The 18,596-nt window shown below is 72.9% G+C and carries 16 protein-coding genes; 10 read left to right on the top strand and 6 right to left on the bottom strand.

What is annotated here, in order from left to right:
- The first annotated feature begins 96 nt into the window (after positions 1-96).
- A complete protein-coding gene (locus tag ACFVUY_RS28315; RefSeq protein ID WP_387734511.1) occupies positions 97-339 on the top strand; it encodes a DUF6087 family protein in 243 nt (80 codons plus the stop codon).
- Between the two features lie 56 nt (positions 340-395).
- Here ACFVUY_RS28315 and ACFVUY_RS28320 read toward each other — a convergent pair whose 3' ends face one another.
- The 3 genes from ACFVUY_RS28320 to ACFVUY_RS28330 all read right to left on the bottom strand — a co-directional run bounded on the left by ACFVUY_RS28320 (position 396) and on the right by ACFVUY_RS28330 (position 2,782).
- Entirely contained in the window at positions 396-824 is a 429-nt protein-coding gene (locus ACFVUY_RS28320) for an SMI1/KNR4 family protein (protein ID WP_387734513.1), read from the bottom strand.
- 70 nt (positions 825-894) lie between these two features.
- Positions 895-1,926, bottom strand: coding sequence for a glycosyltransferase family 2 protein (locus ACFVUY_RS28325; protein ID WP_387734515.1), 1,032 nt, complete (start codon positions 1,924-1,926; stop codon positions 895-897).
- Between the two features lie 253 nt (positions 1,927-2,179).
- Positions 2,180-2,782: a superoxide dismutase gene (locus tag ACFVUY_RS28330; RefSeq protein WP_380349579.1), complete on the bottom strand. Its 603-nt coding sequence runs from the start codon at positions 2,780-2,782 to the stop codon at positions 2,180-2,182.
- A 472-nt stretch (positions 2,783-3,254) separates the two neighbouring features.
- Here ACFVUY_RS28330 and ACFVUY_RS28335 point away from each other — a divergent pair, with 472 nt between their 5' ends.
- The 5 genes from ACFVUY_RS28335 (at position 3,255) to ACFVUY_RS28355 (ending at position 9,485) form a co-directional block, all read left to right on the top strand.
- Positions 3,255-5,546 carry a M9 family metallopeptidase gene (locus tag ACFVUY_RS28335; RefSeq protein WP_387734517.1) on the top strand — a complete coding sequence of 764 codons (2,292 nt, stop codon included), beginning with the start codon at positions 3,255-3,257 and terminating at the stop codon, positions 5,544-5,546.
- A gap of 596 nt (positions 5,547-6,142) precedes the next feature.
- The gene (locus ACFVUY_RS28340; protein WP_387688495.1) at positions 6,143-7,189 is read left to right on the top strand and encodes a cytochrome P450; all 1,047 of its coding nucleotides are present in this window, start codon (positions 6,143-6,145) and stop codon (positions 7,187-7,189) included.
- A gap of 59 nt (positions 7,190-7,248) precedes the next feature.
- Positions 7,249-8,286 carry a JmjC domain-containing protein gene (locus ACFVUY_RS28345; protein ID WP_387734520.1) on the top strand — a complete coding sequence of 346 codons (1,038 nt, stop codon included), beginning with the start codon at positions 7,249-7,251 and terminating at the stop codon, positions 8,284-8,286.
- 92 nt (positions 8,287-8,378) lie between these two features.
- Entirely contained in the window at positions 8,379-8,843 is a 465-nt protein-coding gene (locus tag ACFVUY_RS28350; protein ID WP_387734523.1) for a DUF6193 family natural product biosynthesis protein, read from the top strand.
- An 81-nt stretch (positions 8,844-8,924) separates the two neighbouring features.
- The gene (locus tag ACFVUY_RS28355; RefSeq protein ID WP_387734525.1) at positions 8,925-9,485 is read left to right on the top strand and encodes a hypothetical protein; all 561 of its coding nucleotides are present in this window, start codon (positions 8,925-8,927) and stop codon (positions 9,483-9,485) included.
- Between the two features lie 46 nt (positions 9,486-9,531).
- On the opposite strand, the gene ACFVUY_RS28360 is transcribed toward ACFVUY_RS28355, so the two are convergent.
- Entirely contained in the window at positions 9,532-11,913 is a 2,382-nt protein-coding gene (locus ACFVUY_RS28360; protein ID WP_387734527.1) for an FtsX-like permease family protein, read from the bottom strand.
- Positions 11,910-12,611 carry an ABC transporter ATP-binding protein gene (locus ACFVUY_RS28365; RefSeq protein ID WP_387734530.1) on the bottom strand — a complete coding sequence of 234 codons (702 nt, stop codon included), beginning with the start codon at positions 12,609-12,611 and terminating at the stop codon, positions 11,910-11,912. Before ACFVUY_RS28365 ends, ACFVUY_RS28360 begins: the two co-directional genes overlap by 4 nt.
- A gap of 210 nt (positions 12,612-12,821) precedes the next feature.
- On the opposite strand from ACFVUY_RS28365, the gene ACFVUY_RS28370 reads away from it, so the two are divergent.
- Together ACFVUY_RS28370 and ACFVUY_RS28375 are read left to right on the top strand one after the other, a co-directional pair.
- Entirely contained in the window at positions 12,822-14,060 is a 1,239-nt protein-coding gene (locus ACFVUY_RS28370; protein WP_387734643.1) for a sensor histidine kinase, read from the top strand.
- Complete coding sequence (locus ACFVUY_RS28375; RefSeq protein WP_387688507.1) at positions 14,057-14,761, top strand: response regulator; 705 nt, start codon at positions 14,057-14,059, stop codon at positions 14,759-14,761. The genes ACFVUY_RS28370 and ACFVUY_RS28375 overlap by 4 nt, the downstream gene beginning before the upstream one ends.
- A gap of 58 nt (positions 14,762-14,819) precedes the next feature.
- Here the strand turns inward: ACFVUY_RS28375 and katG are convergent, their stop codons facing one another.
- Complete coding sequence (gene katG, locus ACFVUY_RS28380; RefSeq protein WP_387734532.1) at positions 14,820-17,036, bottom strand: catalase/peroxidase HPI; 2,217 nt, start codon at positions 17,034-17,036, stop codon at positions 14,820-14,822.
- A gap of 299 nt (positions 17,037-17,335) precedes the next feature.
- On the opposite strand from katG, the gene ACFVUY_RS28385 reads away from it, so the two are divergent.
- Together ACFVUY_RS28385 and ACFVUY_RS28390 are read left to right on the top strand one after the other, a co-directional pair.
- Positions 17,336-17,749, top strand: a complete 414-nt coding sequence (locus ACFVUY_RS28385; protein WP_387688511.1) for a Fur family transcriptional regulator — start codon at positions 17,336-17,338, stop codon at positions 17,747-17,749.
- A gap of 140 nt (positions 17,750-17,889) precedes the next feature.
- On the top strand, positions 17,890-18,510 hold the full coding sequence (locus ACFVUY_RS28390) for an L-threonylcarbamoyladenylate synthase (protein ID WP_387734534.1): 621 nt from the start codon (positions 17,890-17,892) through the stop codon (positions 18,508-18,510).
- Positions 18,511-18,596 lie beyond the last annotated feature (86 nt).

Raw genomic sequence — 18,596 nt, forward strand, 5'->3', positions numbered from 1 at the left:
CGTCGCCCGCCTCAAGAAGCAAGGAACGATCCGCAGCCCCGTGTGGGAGGCGGCGTCAAGGACCTGGATGAGCGTGCCTCAGCGCTGGAGTGATTCGTGGGAGAGTGGGACGAGCCGCTGGAGTTGTGGGCTGCCTGCCGGGAGGCTCTCCGCCGTCCGGTCGGCGAGCTGAAGGCGGTCCGACTGGACGGCCGACAAGTCGCCTCGCACGTCAGCCCGTCCGCACCTCGTCTGATTCTGCGGTGGGACGGCGTGGAGTGGGTTCCGGAGACCATTGCGAACGGCTACGCCACCGCCCAGCGCATCGTGCACGGCATCCGGGGCGACGGGACGATGTGATAGGGGGTCCTGGGCGCTGCTGTCCTGCGCGACGACAGTTGGGCGGCTCGGACGGGTCACTTGTACAAGGCACGCAGCGTTCCGTGGATGAACGACGCGAAGGAGGCCGCGCCTTCGTGCACTCCGTCGTGGCCCTCGGCGACCTCGTAGGTCTTCCCGCCCTCCTCCGCCGGGCCGATGAAGGAGTAGATGTACCCCTGATGGGCCATGAACACGACGCAGCCGTCGAGCGACTGCCCGGGAGCCGACTCCTTCAGGATCTCCCGGGCGTGATCCTTGATCCCCAGGATCTCCGGGAACGCGTACGTCTCTCCCCGCAGCGCGGAGAACCCGCCGCCGCCGGCGAGTGCCAGGAACTCCCGGTAGTCCTCGGGGAGGGCGACTCCCTGATCCTCCTCGATCAGCGAGATCTGCTCCGGGGTCAGGCCGACCGCCCCCTTCAGTGATTCGGGGAACGCACTCAGAATCGCTGCCGTCACACCCATGTGCCCCGCACCTCAGAACGTCGTGGAACCGCCCCCGAACAGGACCCATGATCCCGCAACGACGTCCTGGTCAGCCCCGGCGGACGGCCTGGCGGGTGCGGCGGGCGAGGCGGTGGGCGCGCTGGACGGCGACGAAGGCGGGCATGGAGTCGGCCTGGGTGAGGCGGTACTTGAGGCGGAGTTGGGGGCTGAGGCCGCTCTGCGCCTCGGGGCCGATGGCCCGCAGGAGGCGGGTGACGTGCTGCTGGTAGGCGGCGCGGTAGGCGCGGTCGCCGTCCGGGAGGGTCCAGAAGAACATCGGGATCTCCTCGACCAGGCAGTTGCGGTCGTAGGCGCGCAGGTGGTCGGCGAAGGCCGGCTCGGGGCGGGCGAGCAGCCATTCGCGGACGAGTTCCATCGAGCGGACGCGGTCGATCAGGCCGCGCGGGTCGGTCTTCTTCTGGGTGATGGAGAGGTCGCCGTCCTCGCGCACCCGCCAGTGGTAGATCGGGTCGGCGAGCACGTCGACGCGTTCGGCGAGGAAGTGGTGGGGCACGCTGACCGGGGCGTCCTCGTACAGGATGCCCTCGGGGTAGAGCAGGCCGGCGCCGTCGAAGAAGGTGCGCCGGTAGACCTTGTTCCAGGCGGTGCGGTCGGTGACGAGCGCGGGCAGTTCGCCGACGTGGGTGCGCAGCCGGGTCTCGCGGAACGGGCGGCGGTGGCCGTGCGAGGGGCTGAGGCCGGTGGTGCGCAGGCGCAGCGCGTTGCCGGCGGCGAAGTCGGAGCCGGTCTCGTCGAGGGTGCCGATCATCAGCTGGTAGGCGTGCGGCGGCAGGGTGTCGTCGCTGTCGACGAAGGCCAGGTACTCGGTGCCGGGGGTGAGGTGGCGCCAGCCGGTGTTGCGGGCGGCGCCGAGGCCCTGGTTCCGCTGCTGGACCAGTCGGAAGCGCGGGTCCCGTTCGGCGTACTCCTTGGCGATGGCGGGGCCGTCGTCGGTCGAGCCGTCGTCGACCAGGACGCACTCGAAGTCCTCGAACGTCTGGGCCGCGATCGAGTCCAGGCACTCCCCGAGGTAGCGCTCGACGTTGTAGATCGGGACGACGAGGGAGAGACGCGGGGCCATCGGGCGCCCTTTCGCTCAGGAGCGGACGGGCCGGGAGGCCGTCGACCGCCGGTCACCGACAGTGGCCCGAGCATACGGACCGTATGCGACCCGTGGGCGAACGCCGGGTTGAATCGAGCGAGCGGATCGGTGCATCCATCGGTCCGTCGACCGTGTCCGACGGCAACCCGCCCGCACGGGCGGCCCCTTGGGGCGCAAGGGGAAGGCCCCGGACCGCCCGACCGGTCCGGGGCCTTCCCTCACCCACTGCGGGTCAGGCGCTCTTGACGGCCGCGAAGCGGTCCGAGACGTCCTGCCAGTTGACGACGTCCCACAGGCGGGTGACGTAGTCCGGGCGGACGTTGCGGTACTGCAGGTAGTAGGCGTGCTCCCAGGCGTCGAAGGCGAGCAGCGGGGTGGTGTTCTGACCGACGTTGCCGTGGTGGTCGTAGACCTGCTCGACGATCAGGCGCTGACCGAGCGGCTCCCAGGACAGGATGCCCCAGCCGGAGCCCTGCACGCCGGTGGTGGCGGTGGTGAGCTGCTTCTTGAAGGCCTCGAAGCTGCCGAAGTGCTCGGTGATGGCGTCGGCCAGCTCGCCCTCGGGGCGCTCGCCGCCCTCGGGCGAGAGGTTCTGCCAGAACAGCGAGTGCAGCACGTGGCCCGACAGGTGGAACGCGAAGGTCTTCTGCAGGCCGACCAGGCCGCCGAACTGCTCCTTGTCGCGGGCCTCGGCCAGCTGGTCGAGGGTGTCGTTGGCGCCCTTGACGTACGCGGCGTGGTGCTTGGAGTGGTGCAGCTCCAGGATCTCGGCCGACATCGCCCGCTCCAGCGCGGAGTAGTCGTACGGCAGGTCGGGAAGCGTGTAGGTGCCCATCAGGACACGGCCCCTTTCGGCGGGTTGAACGGTGGTGGTGGTGCGGTGGTGCTGCGGTGATCGTGCCGGGACAACACTATTGCGTATCAGTTGCAAGAACGAAGCATGGGCTCCTGCTTATTCCTCACACCCCGTCGGGCACAATGGCCGCGGTTCGGCGCGCCGGTCGGAGAGGGGTGGGCGACTGCGGCGGGGCGGCGGCGACGCCGGGCCCCCGGCGGGTGATGCGGGCCTGACGCCCGTGCGATCCCCGGCCCGCGCGCGACTCCCGGTCGGACCCGGAGCCTCCACGGACCCGGCACCCGGCAGCCGGGGCGGACCTGACAACGTTTCGGTCTCGCCGCCCGGCAATCCTTTCCCGGGGCTTCCCTCCGCGTTCTCCGTTGTGCCATTTTACATGTCACACAGCAAGGCCCGTGTGCCCCACGCAGCACGGCTCCCCCACCCTCAACGGCCCCGGAGGCCCCCACAGATGCGTCCCTCCTCGATAGCGAAGGACGCCGCGCGCAGACTGCCCGCGCTCGGCACCGCCCTTCTCCTCTCGCTCGGTCTGTTCGCGCCGGCCGCCCAGGCCGCCGGCACCCCCGGCTCCGCGCCGGCCGGGAGCCCGGCCGCCCCGGCCGCACCCGCCGCCTCGGCCGGGAAGGCCGCGCCGCGCACGATCCCCGTGCCCAAGTCCCCGGACACCCCCGAGGACGCCCGCCCGCTCGCCTCGGACCCGCGGGCCAAGGCCACCGCCCCGACGGCGGGCAGCTCCGTCGGCGCCGCCAAGTCGGCCCGGCAGTTCTCGGCCGCGGCCGCCTGCGACGTCTCCGCCTTCACCGGCAAGTCCGGTGCCGCGCTGGTCCAGCAGGTCAAGTCGTCCGGCCTGGACTGCGTCAACACGCTGTTCCAGGTCACCGGCAACGACGCCAAGGGCGCCTTCAACGAGGCCCAGATGGTCACCGTCGCCAACGCCCTGCGCGACACCGCCGCCACCTACCCCGGCGACAACTCCACCTCCGCCGGGCAGCTGGTGCTCTTCCTGCGGGCCGGCTACTACGTGCAGTGGTACAACAAGGATGTCGTGGGCCCGTACGGCGACGGCCTCAAGAACGCCATCCGCGGCGCGCTGGACGCCTTCTACGCCGCCCCGCACAGCAAGGACGCCACCGACGCCAACGGCGCCACCCTCGCCGAGGCCGTCACCCTGATCGACAGCGCCCAGGAGAACGCCCGCTACACCGGCGTCGTCAAGCGGCTGCTGAACGACTACACCGGCAGCTGGCCCGCGGCGATGACCACCGCCGTCGCCAACACCGAGACCGTCATCGAGCGCGGCTTCGACCTGCCGGAGTTCGTCTCCGCACTCCAGGCCGACCCGTCCTTCGCCACCACCGCGGCGTCCTTCGTCACCCGCAACAGCGGCCTGATCAACGGCGGCGACCTGGTCACCAAGATCGGCATCCAGCTCGGCAACCTGGTGGCCAACGACGCGACGCGCGCCCAGGGCCGGCCGATCCTCAAGGACCTGATCAACCGCTACCCGCTGGTCGGCAACACCGGTCCGCTCACCATGAACCTGCTCTGGTTCGCGGAGAAGAAGGACAAGGACAACTGTTCCCTCTACGGCACCTGTGACATCCCGGCCAAGCTGGTCCCGCTGGTCCTCCCCATCGAGCGCACCTGCAACGCCAACCTGCGCATCCGTGCCCAGGAGATGACCGCGCAGCAGCTCACCGACACCTGCACCAGCCTGATCAACCAGGACGCGTACTTCCACAAGATCGTCAAGGACGGCGGCCCGGTCGCCAACGACAACAACACCAACCTCGAGGTCGTCGTCTTCGACGACTACTACAACTACAGCCTGTACGCCTGGGAGATGTACAAGATCGAGGTCGACAACGGCGGCATGTACGAGGAGGGTGACCCGGCCAAGGCCGGCAACCAGGCCCGCTTCATCGCCCACGAGGCCTCCTGGCTGCGCCCCCAGTTCCAGATCTGGAACCTCAACCACGAGTACACCCACTACCTCGACGGCCGCTACGACATGTACGGCGACTTCGAGGCCGGCATGACCACCCCGACCATCTGGTGGGTCGAGGGCCTCGCCGAGTACGTCTCCTACGGCTACCGCGGCGAGCACTACGACGCCGCGGTCGCCCAGGCCGCCAAGGGCACCTACACCCTGAGCACCCTGTTCGACAGCACCTACGACAACGCGGACTCCACCCGCGTCTACAACTGGGGCTACCTGGCCGTCCGTTACATGCTCCAGTCGCACCCGCAGGACGTCGACGCGCTGCTCGCCAAGTACCGCGCCGGCGACTGGAACGGCGCCCGCACCCTGCTGAAGACCACCATCGGCACCTCGTACGACGCCGACTTCGCCACCTGGCTCAAGCAGTGCGGCGCCGACAACTGCGGCTCGCTGCCCACCACCCAGGCTCCCCTGTGCACCGCCGCCGACACCCGGCAGTTCGACAAGAACTGCCGCCGCGACAACGTGGCCGCCACCACCGGGAACTACAGCTACAGCTTCCTGAACCTGCCCGCCGGCGTGAAGCAGCTGACCATCACCACCAGCGGGGGCAGCGGCAACGCCGACCTCTACTACAACGCCGGCTCCTGGGCCACCACCGGCTCCTACACGGCCAAGTCCACCACCAGCGGCAACGGTGAGACCCTGACCATCACCAACCCGCCGGCCGGTTACGTCTTCTTCAGCCTCTACGCCCAGCAGGGCTTCGGCGGCGCGACCGTCACCACGACCTACAACTGACCGACCGCGTCACAGGCGCCGTACGCACCGTACGCGCGCACCGTACGCACAGAAGGGCCCCGCGGCTTCGCGGGGCCCTTCCGCGTTCCCGTCCCCCCTCTCCCCTACCTCGCCCCCGCCCCCGCCCCCGCCCCCGCCCCCGCCCCCGCCGCGAATATCCAGGGGTTATAACGATTCGACCATCGAATAGATCGTCAACACCCCGTAAGAGATCGCATATTCCTCTGTCGAGGGGGTGTCCGGACGGCGAAGTTTCGGTTAGTGTCCATGAACAGATCAACCGGTTCGGCCTCCGGCAACGGAATGCCGAATAGTTCTGACAGCTCGGGTGCGGCATTCTCGCCGTTCCCGCCAATCCCCGGAATGGAGAGTTAGTCATGAAGATGGTCAAGGCGCTCGTCAAGAAGTTCAAGAAGAACGACGACCTCGCGAACCACGCGTGGGTGCTGCACGTTATCTAACGTGGCCAGCCGCTGGCGGGGGCCCGGGTCGGCCGTGCCCCCGCCGGCGCCACGGCGCGTCCGGGATTCCCCCGCGCGCCGCACCGAACGCACTACCAGCCATTTCGCATTGGAGGCCGGATTCCCGTGGAAGAAATGGCGACGGCAACCGCGCGCAGCCATTCCATCGTGTTCGCCCCGAGGATTCAGGAGCTGCTGGCCAGGGACGAGAAGGTGTTCCGGATCGACCCGGCGAAGGTCGGCGTCTCGGACTCCCGACTGATGGCCGAAATCGTCGCGGCCCGCCCCGTCCTTTCCAACGAGCGCTCGGTCTACAAGCCCGCCGCCGGCTCCGACATCCCCCACGACAGCGCGACGCGCACCATCCGCGCACTGGGGCAGGACGCCATGGCGGGAATCCGCAAGCCCCCGCCGCCGGCGCGCGGCATGTCCGGCTCCTGGCCCTACGCCGGCACCTCCTACCTGCGCCGCTGGCTGTTCTCCGCCGACCCGCTGCCGGTCTCGCTGCTGTGGAAGCGCGGCGTCACCCGCTCCGACACCCTCTCCCGGCTCGTCGACCGCGCCGTGACCCGCTGGCCCGGCTCCGCCGACCAGGACGGCCGCACCGCACTCGCCGGGCTGATCCGCGACGCCGACGACCCGCTGGAGCGCAAGCAGGCCGTCGCGATGTACCGGCGGGCGACGGCCACCCTCTGCGACGGCGTGGCCGCGCTGACCGGCAACGCCCTGTGGCTGATGGGCCCGGAACGGGAACGGCCGGAGCACCGCGCCGACCTCACCAATGTCCTCTGGGAGACGCTGCGGCTGCTGCCGCCCGCCTGGATGCTGTACCGCAACGGCGGCGCGGCGTACACCGAACTCCACCCCGAGATCCGGCCCGAGGACGACGTCGCGCTCTTCCCGCTGCTGATGCACCGCCACCCGGACTACTGGTCCGACCCGCTGGAGTTCCGGCCCGAGCGCTGGGACGGCGTCACGGACCCGGAGAAGACGCCCGGGTTCATGCCCTTCGGCTTCGACGGCGCCCGCTGCTGGGCCAAGCACCTGATCGTGCCGCTGGCCGAGCAGTTTCTGACCGCGGCCCTGGACAACCGGCTGGTCGTCCGCAGCCCGCAGCAGGACGCGCAGGTGCCGCTGCGCTCCCTGCTCTCCGTACGGTTCGAGGCGCGGGTCGAAGCCTGACGCCCCGGCATCCCGGCATCCCGGCGCCACCGAACACCCCTGACACCACGGGACACACCATGGAATCGCCCACACTGGCCGACTGGGTCGGCGACGTCGACGGCTTCACCGCCCGCCAGTGGCAGCGCGAGCCCGCGCTCTTCCCCCGGAAGGCCCCGGAGACCCCGGAGGCGCCCGCCGCGCCGTTCGACCTCGACGAGCTGGACGCCGCCTTCGACGGCGGGCTGCTGCGCACGCCCTACCTGGAGATGGTCCGCTCCGACAAGGTGACCATCCCGCCCGAGGCCTTCACCACCTCGCGCACCGTCAACGGCACGGCGCACCAAGGCTTCGCGGACCGCGCGAAGGTGCTCGCCCAGCTGCACCGCGGGGCGACACTGCTGCTGCGCTGCGTCGACCAGTGGCACCGCCCGACCGGCGAGCTGGTGGCGCGGCTGTCCGAGGAGCTCGACCGGCGGGTGGAGGCCTTCTTCTTCGTCACCCCGGCCGGCGGCCAGGGCCTCGCGGTGCACCGCGACGACGCCGACGTGTTCGTCCTCCAGGCCGCCGGGCGCAAGACCTGGTACGTCCACGACGCGCCGACGGCGGCGGACTGGCGGCTCGGCGAGCTCCCGGAGGACGAGCGCTCCCCGCTGCGCCTGCACGGCGTGCTCGAACCCGGCGGCGTGCTCTACATCCCGCGCGGCTTCGCCCACCGGGCGGTCGGCGCCGGGGGGCTGTCCGCCCACCTGTCGCTGACCGTCCGCGACCTCTCCGTCCAGGACCTGCGCACCGCCCTGGAAGGGCAGTTGGCCGAGGGCCTCGGCCTGCCCGCCCGCCCGCTCGGCGAGGCCGCGATCACCGACGCCTGCGCCGCCCTGCTCGACCACGCCCGGGCGAGGCTCGGCGCGCTCGGGCCGGCGGACCTCCTGCGCGCCGCCCGCGCCGCCCGGACCGGCACCCCCCAGGCGCCGGCGGCGCCGACGGCACCGGCCGAGACCGTGGAGACCCTCGCTGCGGCCGCCCGCACCTGGGAGTCCGGCGCACCCGCCGACGGACGCACCGGACTCGCCTCCGTCGGCCGCACCTGGCGCCGGCTGCGCGGCGCCGCCGAGTAGCCCACGGCGGCGACGGCGACCGCCCGGCGCACGGAATCCACCCCGATGATCCGACGGTCCGTCAGAAATGTTGTTGGGGCAGACTGCCCACCATGCGATCAGATGATCAGAGAGGCGCCCTGCCCAAGCCCGTCCTGCCGGACCTCGCCGCCGCCCGCGCGATCGGCCCCGAGGCCGCCACGGAGGCCCGCTGGGAGGGGCTCGTCCTGTCGTGGGAATGGCTCCAGCACGACATCGGACACGGCCCCGGAAGCTGCAACGACGGCCTGGTGCGCCTGCTGAAGGCCGCCCGCGCGGAGCCCCGGCTGCGCCGGCTCTTTCCCTGGACCAGCCACTACAACCTGCACTTCAGCCTGTCGACCTCGTTCCCGTGGGCAGCCGCGGGCGTGCCGTTCGCCGTGCCGCAGGACGGCGGCGGCTACCAGATCCACCGCCCGGGCGGCTCCGAGGTGCTCGGCACGCCCGCCACCCCGGCGGAGGCCGTCGCCCTGCTGGTCGAACACCTCCCGCCGGACCTCGGGCCGGTGTTCAACCACCCGGCGGACGGGCCGCGCTGAGGCCGCCGGGGTGGCAGCGCCCCGCACCGGGGGTCACGATGAAAGCCCGGCCACCTCCGGCCCCGGCCCGATCGGAGCGCGATGAGCGACCAGCACAACGTCGTCCTGCTGACCTTCCCCGACGCCGCCGCCTGGCGCCCGGCCTTCGACGAGGCGCAGCACCTGCCGGGCCTGCGGATGGTGGCGGCGATGGAGCGCAGCGCCGACGGGCTGCTGGAGGTCGCGGACACCTTCACCCGGGGCGCGGGGGTGGCCACCGTCGGCTCGGGCGTGCTGGGCGGCCTGATCGGGCTGCTCGGCGGGCCGGTCGGCGTGCTGCTGGGCTTCGCGGCCGGCGCGGCGATCGGCAACGCGGCCGAGGAGCACCAGGCGAGCGAGGGCGGCGCCGGGCTGATCCTGCTCTCGCCCCGGGTGCCGGACGGCGGGGCGCTGCTCGCGCTGGAGGTCCGGGAGTCCTCGCCCGCACCGGCGGACGAACTGGCCGACCGGCACGGGGCCTCGGTCGAGCGGATCGACGCGCGCGAGTTCGCCGAGCAGGTCCGGGCGGCCGAGCAGAAGGCCGACGAGCAGAAGGCCGACGAGCAGAAGAGCGACGAGCAGAAGAGCGACGAGCGGAAGGCGGACGGCGCGGGGGCCTCCTGAGCGCACCGGCCGTGCCGTCACTCCGCCCGCCGTCGCTCCCTCGCCGTCACTCCGCCCGCAGCGCGTCCACCGTGCGCGCCCGCGCCGCCCGTACGGCCGGGAGCAGGGCGCCGAGCAGGGCGATCAGCACGCCGCCGAGGGCGAGCAGGACCAGCACCGGGGTGCCGAACACGTCCAGCGCGGAGGCCGGGAAGGTCAGCCCGGCGCTGCGTCCCATCGCGGGCACCGTCAGGCCGTGGAGCAGCAGGCCCGCCGGCAGTCCGACGGCGCCGCCGACAGCCCCGACCGGGACCACCGAGGCGAGGACGACGCCCACGGTCTGCGCCGGGGTCATGCCGAGCGCCTTGGTGACGCCCGTGTCCCGGGTGCGCTCGCGGATCTCCAGGACGACGGTGTTGAACACCCCGAGCCCGGCAACCACGAGCAGCAGCGCGGTCAGGGTGGCGGTGAGCGAGTTCAGTGCGGCGATCGAGCCGCTGGAGCCGTGCGGCCCGCTGGTGTCGGCGGTCATGTGCTCCGGGGCGAGCGCGGCGCCGAGGGCGGTGGCGTAGGCGGTCCGGTCGGTGCCGGGCTTCAGTTCGACGACCCAGAAGTCCGGTGTCGGGGCCGCTCCGGACGGGTAGCTCGCGGCGTCGGTGAACAGCTCGTTGGTCTGCACGTGCGGGTCGAAGACCTCGCCGACGATCCGGACGGTGACCGTCCGGCCGTGGCTCGTGAAGGTCACCCGGTCGCCGAGCCCGACGGAGGCCTCGGTCAGGAAGGTGGCCGGGGCGACGGCCTCGCCCGGGCCCCGGTACCAGCGCCCGGTGACCATCCGGTAGCCCGCCCAGGAGGAGTCGCCGTCGAAGGCGGTCACCGTGGTGCTGCCGGCCACCCCGGGGACGGTGACGTCCTCGGTGCCGCTGCCGAAGTACGTGGCGGTGCCGGGCCGGGCGTCCAGCGCCGCGGTGACGACGGCCCGGTCGGCCGGGACCGGCCTGCCCGCCGGAACCGCCCCGGGCGGGCCGTCCGGGCGCGTCGGGTGCACCACGAGGTCCCCGGCGTCCCGTGTCTTCGCCTGCTGCACCCAGCCCATCGTCCCGCCCATGCCCACCGCGAAGACGGCCGCCGCCGTGCCGAACAGCACCGCCGCGAGCATCCCGGCCGCGCGGGCCGGGCGGGCGAAGGGCTGGGCGAGGCCGAGGGTCAGCGGGCGGGGCAGCGGCAGCCGGGCGACCAGCGCGGCGGCCCGGGTGGCGAACGCGTCCCGCCGGGTGCCGCCCGCCGTCCGGCCGACGGCGAGCGCGTCCACCGTGCGCAGCCGTCCGGCCCGGGCCGCGGCGGCCCAGGCGACCAGGGCGACGGCGGCCAGGGTGCCGCCCGCCACGGCGGCGTCCACCCGGGGGGAGAGGCCCGAGGCGGTGGTGCCGTAGAGCGATCCGGTGGTGGCGAGCACCGGGACGGTCAGTGCGTTGCCCGCGACCACCCCGAGCAGGGTGCCGGCGCCGGCCGGGATCAGTGCCTGGGCGACGTACGCGCGCACCACCTGGGCGGGGGTGCAGCCGAGCGCCTTGAGCACGCCGATCCGCCGGGTGGCGGTGCCGACGGCGCCGGCCACCACATTGCCCGCGACCAGGACCGACATGGCCATCCCGAGCAGGCCGAAGGCGACCATGAAGGGCAGGAACAGGGCGGTGTTGCGGTCCGAGCCCTGCTTGGCGGTGAGCCAGGACTGCGCACCGGTGAGCGCCCCGACGGGGGCGGCCGCGGCCACGGCGGCCCGGTCGGCGGCCATGGCGTCGGCGCTGCCGGTGTCCGTGAAGCGGTAGAGCATCTCGTAGCCGGGGGCGCTGCCGGGTGCGGTGAGGGCGGCGATGCCGTCCGGGGTCACCCAGGCGTCCGAGGTCCGGCTGACGGAACGGGCGAAGCCGACGATTCTGAGGGTGGGCGCGCCCGGCAGGCCGGGCAGCCGCAGGGTGCCGCCCGGTTGCCGGGGCTTGTCGCCGTACCCGGCCTCGATCACCACCTCGCCCGGCTGCTGCGGCCAACTCCCTTGGAGCAGAGTGACGTCGTCGACCCCGACGGTGGCCGCGGCGCGGCCGGTGACGGTCATCGGCGCCATCGTGATCCCGGGCGGCAGGTCCGTGCCGGAGCCGGGCTCGGGGTCGACGGTGACGGTGCGGTACGGCCCGGCGGCGGCCGTCACCCCGGGGGCGTGCGCGGTGGCGGCGAGCTGGTCGGCGCTCGCCCGGGCGCCGTCGAAGCGTGCGGTGAGGTGGGCGCCGTGCTGGCCGTCGAAGGCCTGCTCGAAGGGGGCCCGGGAGGCGACCAGCAGCGAGCCGCCGAGGACGGAGCAGGTGGTGGCCACCAGGGCGGCCAGTCCGACGGCGACGGACTGGGTCCGGCGCCTGCGCACACCCGCGCGCACGACCCTGCCGAGCGCGGTCATGACGCCACCGCCGAACCCGAAGCCGAGTCCGCCTCGACCCGGCCGTCCCGCATCCGGACCGTCCGGCTGGCGCAGTCCTCGGCCAGGGCCAGGTCGTGGGTGACGAGCAGGACGGTCTGCCCGTCCTCGTGCAGGTCGCGGAACAGCTCCTTGACGTCCTCGCCGGCGGCCGAGTCCAGCGCGCCGGTCGGCTCGTCCGCCAGCAGCAGGGCCGGCCGGTTCATCAACGCCCTCGCCACCGCGACGCGTTGGCGCTCGCCGCCGGAGAGCCGGCCCGGGTGGGCGCGGGTGTGGCGGTCGATTCCGAGCGCCTCCAGCAGTTCCGCCGCCCGGCGCCGGGCCTCGGCGCGCGGGACGCCGGCCAGTTCGCCGGCCAGCACCACGTTGTCGGCCACGGTGAGGTCGTCCAGCAGGTTGAAGAACTGGAACACCATGCCGATCGTGCCGCGCCGGTAGCGGGCCGAGGCCGCCTCGCCCAGCCGGTCCACCCGCACCCCGGCCACGGTCACCGTCCCGGCGCTGGGCCGGTCCAGCCCGGCGACCAGGTTCAGCAGGGTGGACTTCCCGCTGCCGGACGGGCCGAGCACGGCCACCGACTCCCCCGCCCGCACGCTCAGCGTGACGTCGTCCAGGGCCGCCCGGGCGCCCTCGTAGTGGCGGCTCACGCCGCTCAGTTCGATCACCGGATCGCTGTTCATGTCCCCGCTCCTCGTCGCTTCCCGTCTGGTGCCGCGACGAAGGTACGGACGGGCGGCGCGGGTCCGCGTCCGCCGAGCGCCGCAGGTTCCGTACCGCGTCGGGTGGACGGCCGCCGGCGTCATCCCTGCGATGTAGTCGTGGGGAGTACCGGCCACCCCCCGGCCGCGGGGCTGTCCCGCGGGGCCCGTGGCCCCCACAATGTCCCGGTGATCAACCATCCGACGGTGCGCCGGCTGCGCGCGGCGGTCCGCCCGGCCGACGGCCCGGGCACCGCGCCGCCGCCCCGGCCGACCCGGCGCGGCCAGGCCTTCGACGTGGCCCTGGCCCTCTTCCTCGCCTTCACCGGCGGGCGCTACGCGACCATCGCGGGCGGCCCGCACGGGACGGCGCTGTCCTGGCTGCTGCTGGTGGTGCCGCTCGTCCCGCTGCCGCTGGTCCTGCGCCGCCGCTACCCGCTGGCGGTGCTGTGGACGGTGCTGCCGGCCGCGCTGCTGGTCCGGCACCAGTCGCAGGACATCGCGTACTCGGCGGGCGTGGCGGTGGTCGTCGCCGCGTACAGCGCCGCCGCGTACGGGCGCCGCCCCCGGGCCCTGCTGCTCGGCCTGCCGGCCGCCACCGCCGCCCTGGTGGTGCTCTTCTCCGCGGCCAAACTGCCGCACTTCCCCAACGGGGTGATCGCCGTCCTGCTCCTGGTGCCGGTGTTCGCGGTCGCGTACGAACTGCGGATGTGGCGCCGCCGGGTGGAGGAGGGGCGGGAGCGGCTCTCCACCCTGGAACGCGAGCAGCTGGCCGCGCTGCAGCGCGCGGTGGAGCTCGAACGGGCCAGGATCGCCCGGGAGTTGCACGATGTCGTCACCCACAACGTGAGCATGATGACGATCCAGGCCGGGGCGGCCCGCAAGATCCTGGACACCGCGCCGGAGAGGGCCCGCGAGGCGATGCTCGCGGTGGAGTCCGGCGGCCGCGCGGCGATGACCGAACTCCGGCACGTGATGGGCCTGTTGACCATCGACTCGGAGAGCGCCGACAACCCGGCCGCCGGGGCCGGCCTCAGCCCGCAGCCGGGCCTCGGCCGGCTGGAGACGCTGGTCCACGGCGTCCGGCAGGCCGGGCTGCCGGTCGAGCTGACCGTCCGCGGCGAGCGCCGCGCCGTCCCGCCCGGGGTCGAGCTGGCCGCCTACCGGGTCGTCCAGGAGGCGCTCACCAACACCGTCAAGCACGCGGGCGGCGCCCGCGCCGCGGTGACCGTCGAGTACGCCCCCGACCGGCTGCTGGTGGAGGTCACCGACACCGGAGGCCGCCCCACCGGCGCCGCCGCCACCGGCAACGGACGCGGCCTGCTCGGCCTGCGCGAACGCCTCGCCGTCTACGGCGGCACCCTGCACACCGACCCCCGGCCGCGCGGCGGCTACCGCGTCAAGGCCCTGATTCCCCTGGAGAGTTCATGACCGAGCAGCCGCTGCGGGTGGTGGTCGCCGATGACCAGGCCCTGGTCCGCACCGGGTTCCGGCTGATCCTGGAGTCGGAGGGCATCGAGGTGGTGGCCGAGGCCGAGGACGGCGAGCAGGCCGTCGCCGCCGTCCGCCGCTGCCGGCCGGACGTGGTGCTGATGGACATCCGGATGCCCGGCCTGGACGGGCTGGAGGCCGCCCGCCGGATCCTGGCGGACGGCGCGCAGGAGCCGCCGCGGATCATCATGCTGACCACCTTCGACCTCGACCACTACGTCTACGCGGCGATGGCCGCCGGGGCCAGTGGCTTCCTGCTGAAGGACGTCACACCGGAGCACCTGGCGGCCGCCGTCCGGCTGGTCCGCACCGGGGACGCGCTGCTCGCCCCGGCGATCACCCGCCGTCTGGTCGAGCGCTTCGCCCGCCCGGAGAGCCCGGCCGGCCCCGCCGCCGCCCCGCACCGGGAGCTGGGCACGCTCACCCCGCGCGAGCTGGAGGTGACGGGGCTGCTCGCCCGCGGCCTCAGCAACGCCGAACTCGCCGCCCGGCTGGGGCTGTCCGAGGCGACGGTGAAGACGCACGTGGCCCGGATCCTCGGCAAGCTGGGCCTGCGGGACCGGGCCCAGGTGGTGGTCGCGGCGTACGAGACCGGGCTGGTCAGCGTGGGATCCGTCGCCGATCCGGCCGGGGGCCGGTGACGCGCGACGGGAGCCCGGGGCCTTGCCGCCCCGGGCTCCCGTCGTCAGGCGCCGCGGATCAGCGGAGGTCGAAGCGGTCCGCGTTCATGACCTTGACCCAGGCCGCGACGAAGTCCTCGACGAACTTCTCCTTGGCGTCGTCGGCCGCGTACACCTCGGCGACGGCCCGCAGTTCGGCGTTCGAGCCGAAGACCAGGTCGGCGCGGGTGCCGGTCCAGCGCACCCGGCCCGAACCGTCCCGGCCCTCGAAGGTGTGGGCGTCCTCCGAGGTGGCCTTCCAACTGGTGTCCAGGTCCAGCAGGTTGACGAAGTAGTCGTTCGTCAGCACGCCGGGGGTCCCGGTGAGCACACCGTGCGTGGACCCGCCGTGGTTGGCGCCCAGCACGCGCAGGCCACCGACCAGGACGGTCAGCTCGGGCGCGCTGACGCCCAGCAGGTTGGCCTTGTCGAGCAGCAGGTACTCGGCCGGCAGCCGGTTGCCCTTGCCGACCCAGTTGCGGAAGCCGTCCGCCTTGGGCTCCAGCGCGGCGAAGGACTCGGTGTCGGTCAGCTCCTGCGGCGCGTCCACCCGGCCGGGCGCGAACGGCACCTCGACGGCCAGCCCGGCCGCCCTGGCGGCCTGCTCGATGCCGACGCCGCCGGCCAGCACCACCAGGTCCGCGAGCGAGACCCGCTTGTCGCCGGCCTGCGCGTCGAACTCGTGCTGCACGCCTTCCAGGGCGCGCAGCACCGTGGCCAGCCGGTCGGGCTCGTTGACCTCCCAGCCGATCTGCGGCTGGAGCCGGATGCGGCCGCCGTTGGCGCCGCCGCGCTTGTCGCTGGAGCGGAAGGAGGAGGCCGCCGCCCAGGCGGTGGAGACCAGTTCGGACACCGACAGGCCGGTGGCGTTGATCCGCCGCTTGAGGTCGGCGACGTCGGCCGCGCCGATCGGCCGGTACGTGACCCCCGGCAGCGGGTCCTGCCAGAGCAGGTGCTCGCTCGGGACCTCGGGGCCGAGGTAGCGGACCACCGGGCCCATGTCGCGGTGGGTCAGCTTGTACCAGGCGCGGGCGAAGGCGTCGGCGAACTCCTCCGGGTTCTCCAGGAAGCGCCGGGAGATCGGCTCGTAGACCGGGTCGAAGCGCAGCGACAGGTCCGTGGTGAGCATGATCGGCACGTGCCGCTTGGCCGGGTCGTGGGCGTCCGGGACGGTGCCCTCGCCGCCGCCGTCCTTGGGCTTCCACTGGTGCGCGCCGGCCGGGCTCTCGGTGAGCTCCCACTCGTAGCCGAACAGCGTCTCGAAGAAGCTGTTGTCCCAGGTGATCGGGGTGGGCGTCCAGGTGCCCTCCAGACCGCTGGTGATCGCGTCGCCGCCGACGCCGGTGCCGAAGGTGCTCTTCCAGCCGAGGCCCTGCTGCTCGATCGGGGCGTCCTCGGGGGCCGGGCCAACGCTGTCGGCCGGGCCGGCGCCGTGGGTCTTGCCGAAGGTGTGGCCGCCGGCGATCAGCGCGACGGTCTCCTCGTCGTCCATCGCCATCCGGTAGAAGGTCTCGCGGATGTCGCGGGCGGCGGCGATCGGGTCCGGGTTGCCGTTGGGGCCCTCGGGGTTGACGTAGATCAGGCCCATCTGGACGGCGGCGAGCGGGTTCTCCAGCTCGCGGTCGCCGGTGTAGCGCTCGTCGCCGAGCCAGGTGGTCTCCGGGCCCCAGTAGACGTCCTCGTCCGGCTCCCACTCGTCGACCCGGCCGCCGCCGAAGCCGAAGGTGGCGAAGCCCATGCCCTCCAGGGCCACGTTGCCGGACAGGATGATCAGGTCGGCCCAGGACAGGGCGCGCCCGTACTTCTTCTTCACCGGCCACAGCAGGCGGCGGGCCTTGTCGAGGCTGGCGTTGTCGGGCCAGCTGTTCAGCGGGGCGAAGCGCTGCTGGCCGCCGCCGGCGCCGCCGCGGCCGTCACTGATCCGGTAGGTGCCGGCGCTGTGCCAGGCCATCCGGATGATGAAGGGGCCGTAGTAGCCGAAGTCGGCCGGCCACCAGTCCTTCGAGGTGGAGAGGGCCTCCTGGATGTCCCGCTTGACGGCCGGGAGGTCGAGGGTCTTGAAGGCCTCGGCGTAGTCGAATCCGCCGCCGAGCGGATTGGCCACCGCCGGGTTCTTCGCGAGGATCTTCAGGTTGAGCCGTTCCGGCCACCACTGGCGGTTCCCGCCGCCCTGGGTGGGGTGCGGCGCCCGCCCGTGGTTCACCGGGCAGCCCTCCGCGTTCGCCTCTACGCCGGTTGCATCGTGGTTGTCAGACATGGGAATCCTTCCCTCACAAGGCGGATCACGGTGTCTTCATCTGCTACCTACGGCACCTACTGCTGCTGTCTGGTCCTGGCGCGCCGCGTGTTGCCACTGCTGTCACTGCCCGCCGTTGCGCACGGCAGTGACGGGAGTCACGTGCTGCTGCCACCCAGGCTAGCGCCGGAGCCGATCCTACGATGGACGGAATCCAAGTCAAGAAAGACACCAAAGCCATATCCGATCGGGAACCGGAAGGCACCGGAAGTGAATTGGTAAACTCCGGTCCTCCCCTTGACCTGAATAGGTGAACCGATATGAGTGACCTGCTGGAGCGGCTGCGCGGGCGCGGCTGGCGCCTCACCTCCCAGCGGCGTGTCGTGGCCGAGGTCCTGGACGGCGAGCACGTGCACCTGACCGCCGACGAGGTGCACGCCCGGGCGGCGGAGCGCCTCCCGGAGATCTCCCGGGCGACGGTCTACAACACGCTCGGTGAACTGGTCACCCTGGGCGAGGTCGTCGAGGTGGCCACCGACGGGCGCGCCAAGCGCTACGACCCGAACGCCCACCACCCGCACCAGCACCTGATCTGCAACGGCTGCGGCGCCATCCGCGACGTCCACCCGCGGGGCAATCCGCTCTCCGACCTTCCGGCCGAACAGCGCTTCGGGTTCGCCGTGGTGCAGGCGGAGGTCACCTACCGGGGGCTCTGCCCGGACTGCGCGGGCTGATCGCCCCGGCGGCCGGCCGGACGCGGGACGGTGCCCGGCGGCGCGGCCCCGGGCACCGGCGGCGGGACGCGGCCCCGGGCACCGGGGGTGGAACGCGACGGCTGCACCGGTCGACGACCGGGATCCCGTAGGGTCGGCCAATGGCGAAGTACTTCGACGTGCATCCAGAGTCCCCCCAGCCGCGCACCATCGGCACCGTGGCCGCCGGTCTCCGGTCCGGGAACCTCATCGCGTACCCGACCGACTCCTGTTTCGCCCTGGGCTGTCGCCTGGAGAACCGCGACGGCCTCGAACGGATCCGGTCGATCCGGCGTCTCGACGACCGCCACCACTTCACGCTGATGTGCATGGACTTCGCCCAGCTGGGCCAGTTCGTCCACATCGACAACGACGTCTTCCGCGCCGTCAAGGCCTCGACGCCGGGCAGCTACACCTTCATCCTCCCCGCCACCAAGGAGGTGCCGCGCCGCCTGATGCACCCGAAGAAGAAGACGGTCGGGGTGCGGATCCCCGATCACGCCGTCACCCGGGCCCTGCTCGCCGAACTCGGTGAGCCGCTGGTCTCCAGCACCCTGCTCCTCCCCGGCGAGGACGAGCCGATGACCCAGGGGTGGGAGATCAAGGAGCGGCTCGACCACGTGCTGGACGCCGTGCTGGATTCGGGCGACTGCGGCACGGTGCCGACGACGGTCGTCGACTACTCCAGCGGCGAGCCGGAGATCGTCCGACGCGGGGCCGGCGACCCCGCGCGCTTCGAGTGAGGGGCCGGGCACCGCGGCGGCCATGACGCCGGGGACCCTTCGGGCCCGGCTCGGGGCCGGGCCCGAAGGGTCCCCGGGAGGGAACG

The organism is Kitasatospora sp. NPDC058063 (genome assembly GCF_042885395.1).
Lineage (GTDB): Bacteria > Actinomycetota > Actinomycetes > Streptomycetales > Streptomycetaceae > Kitasatospora > Kitasatospora lactacystinica.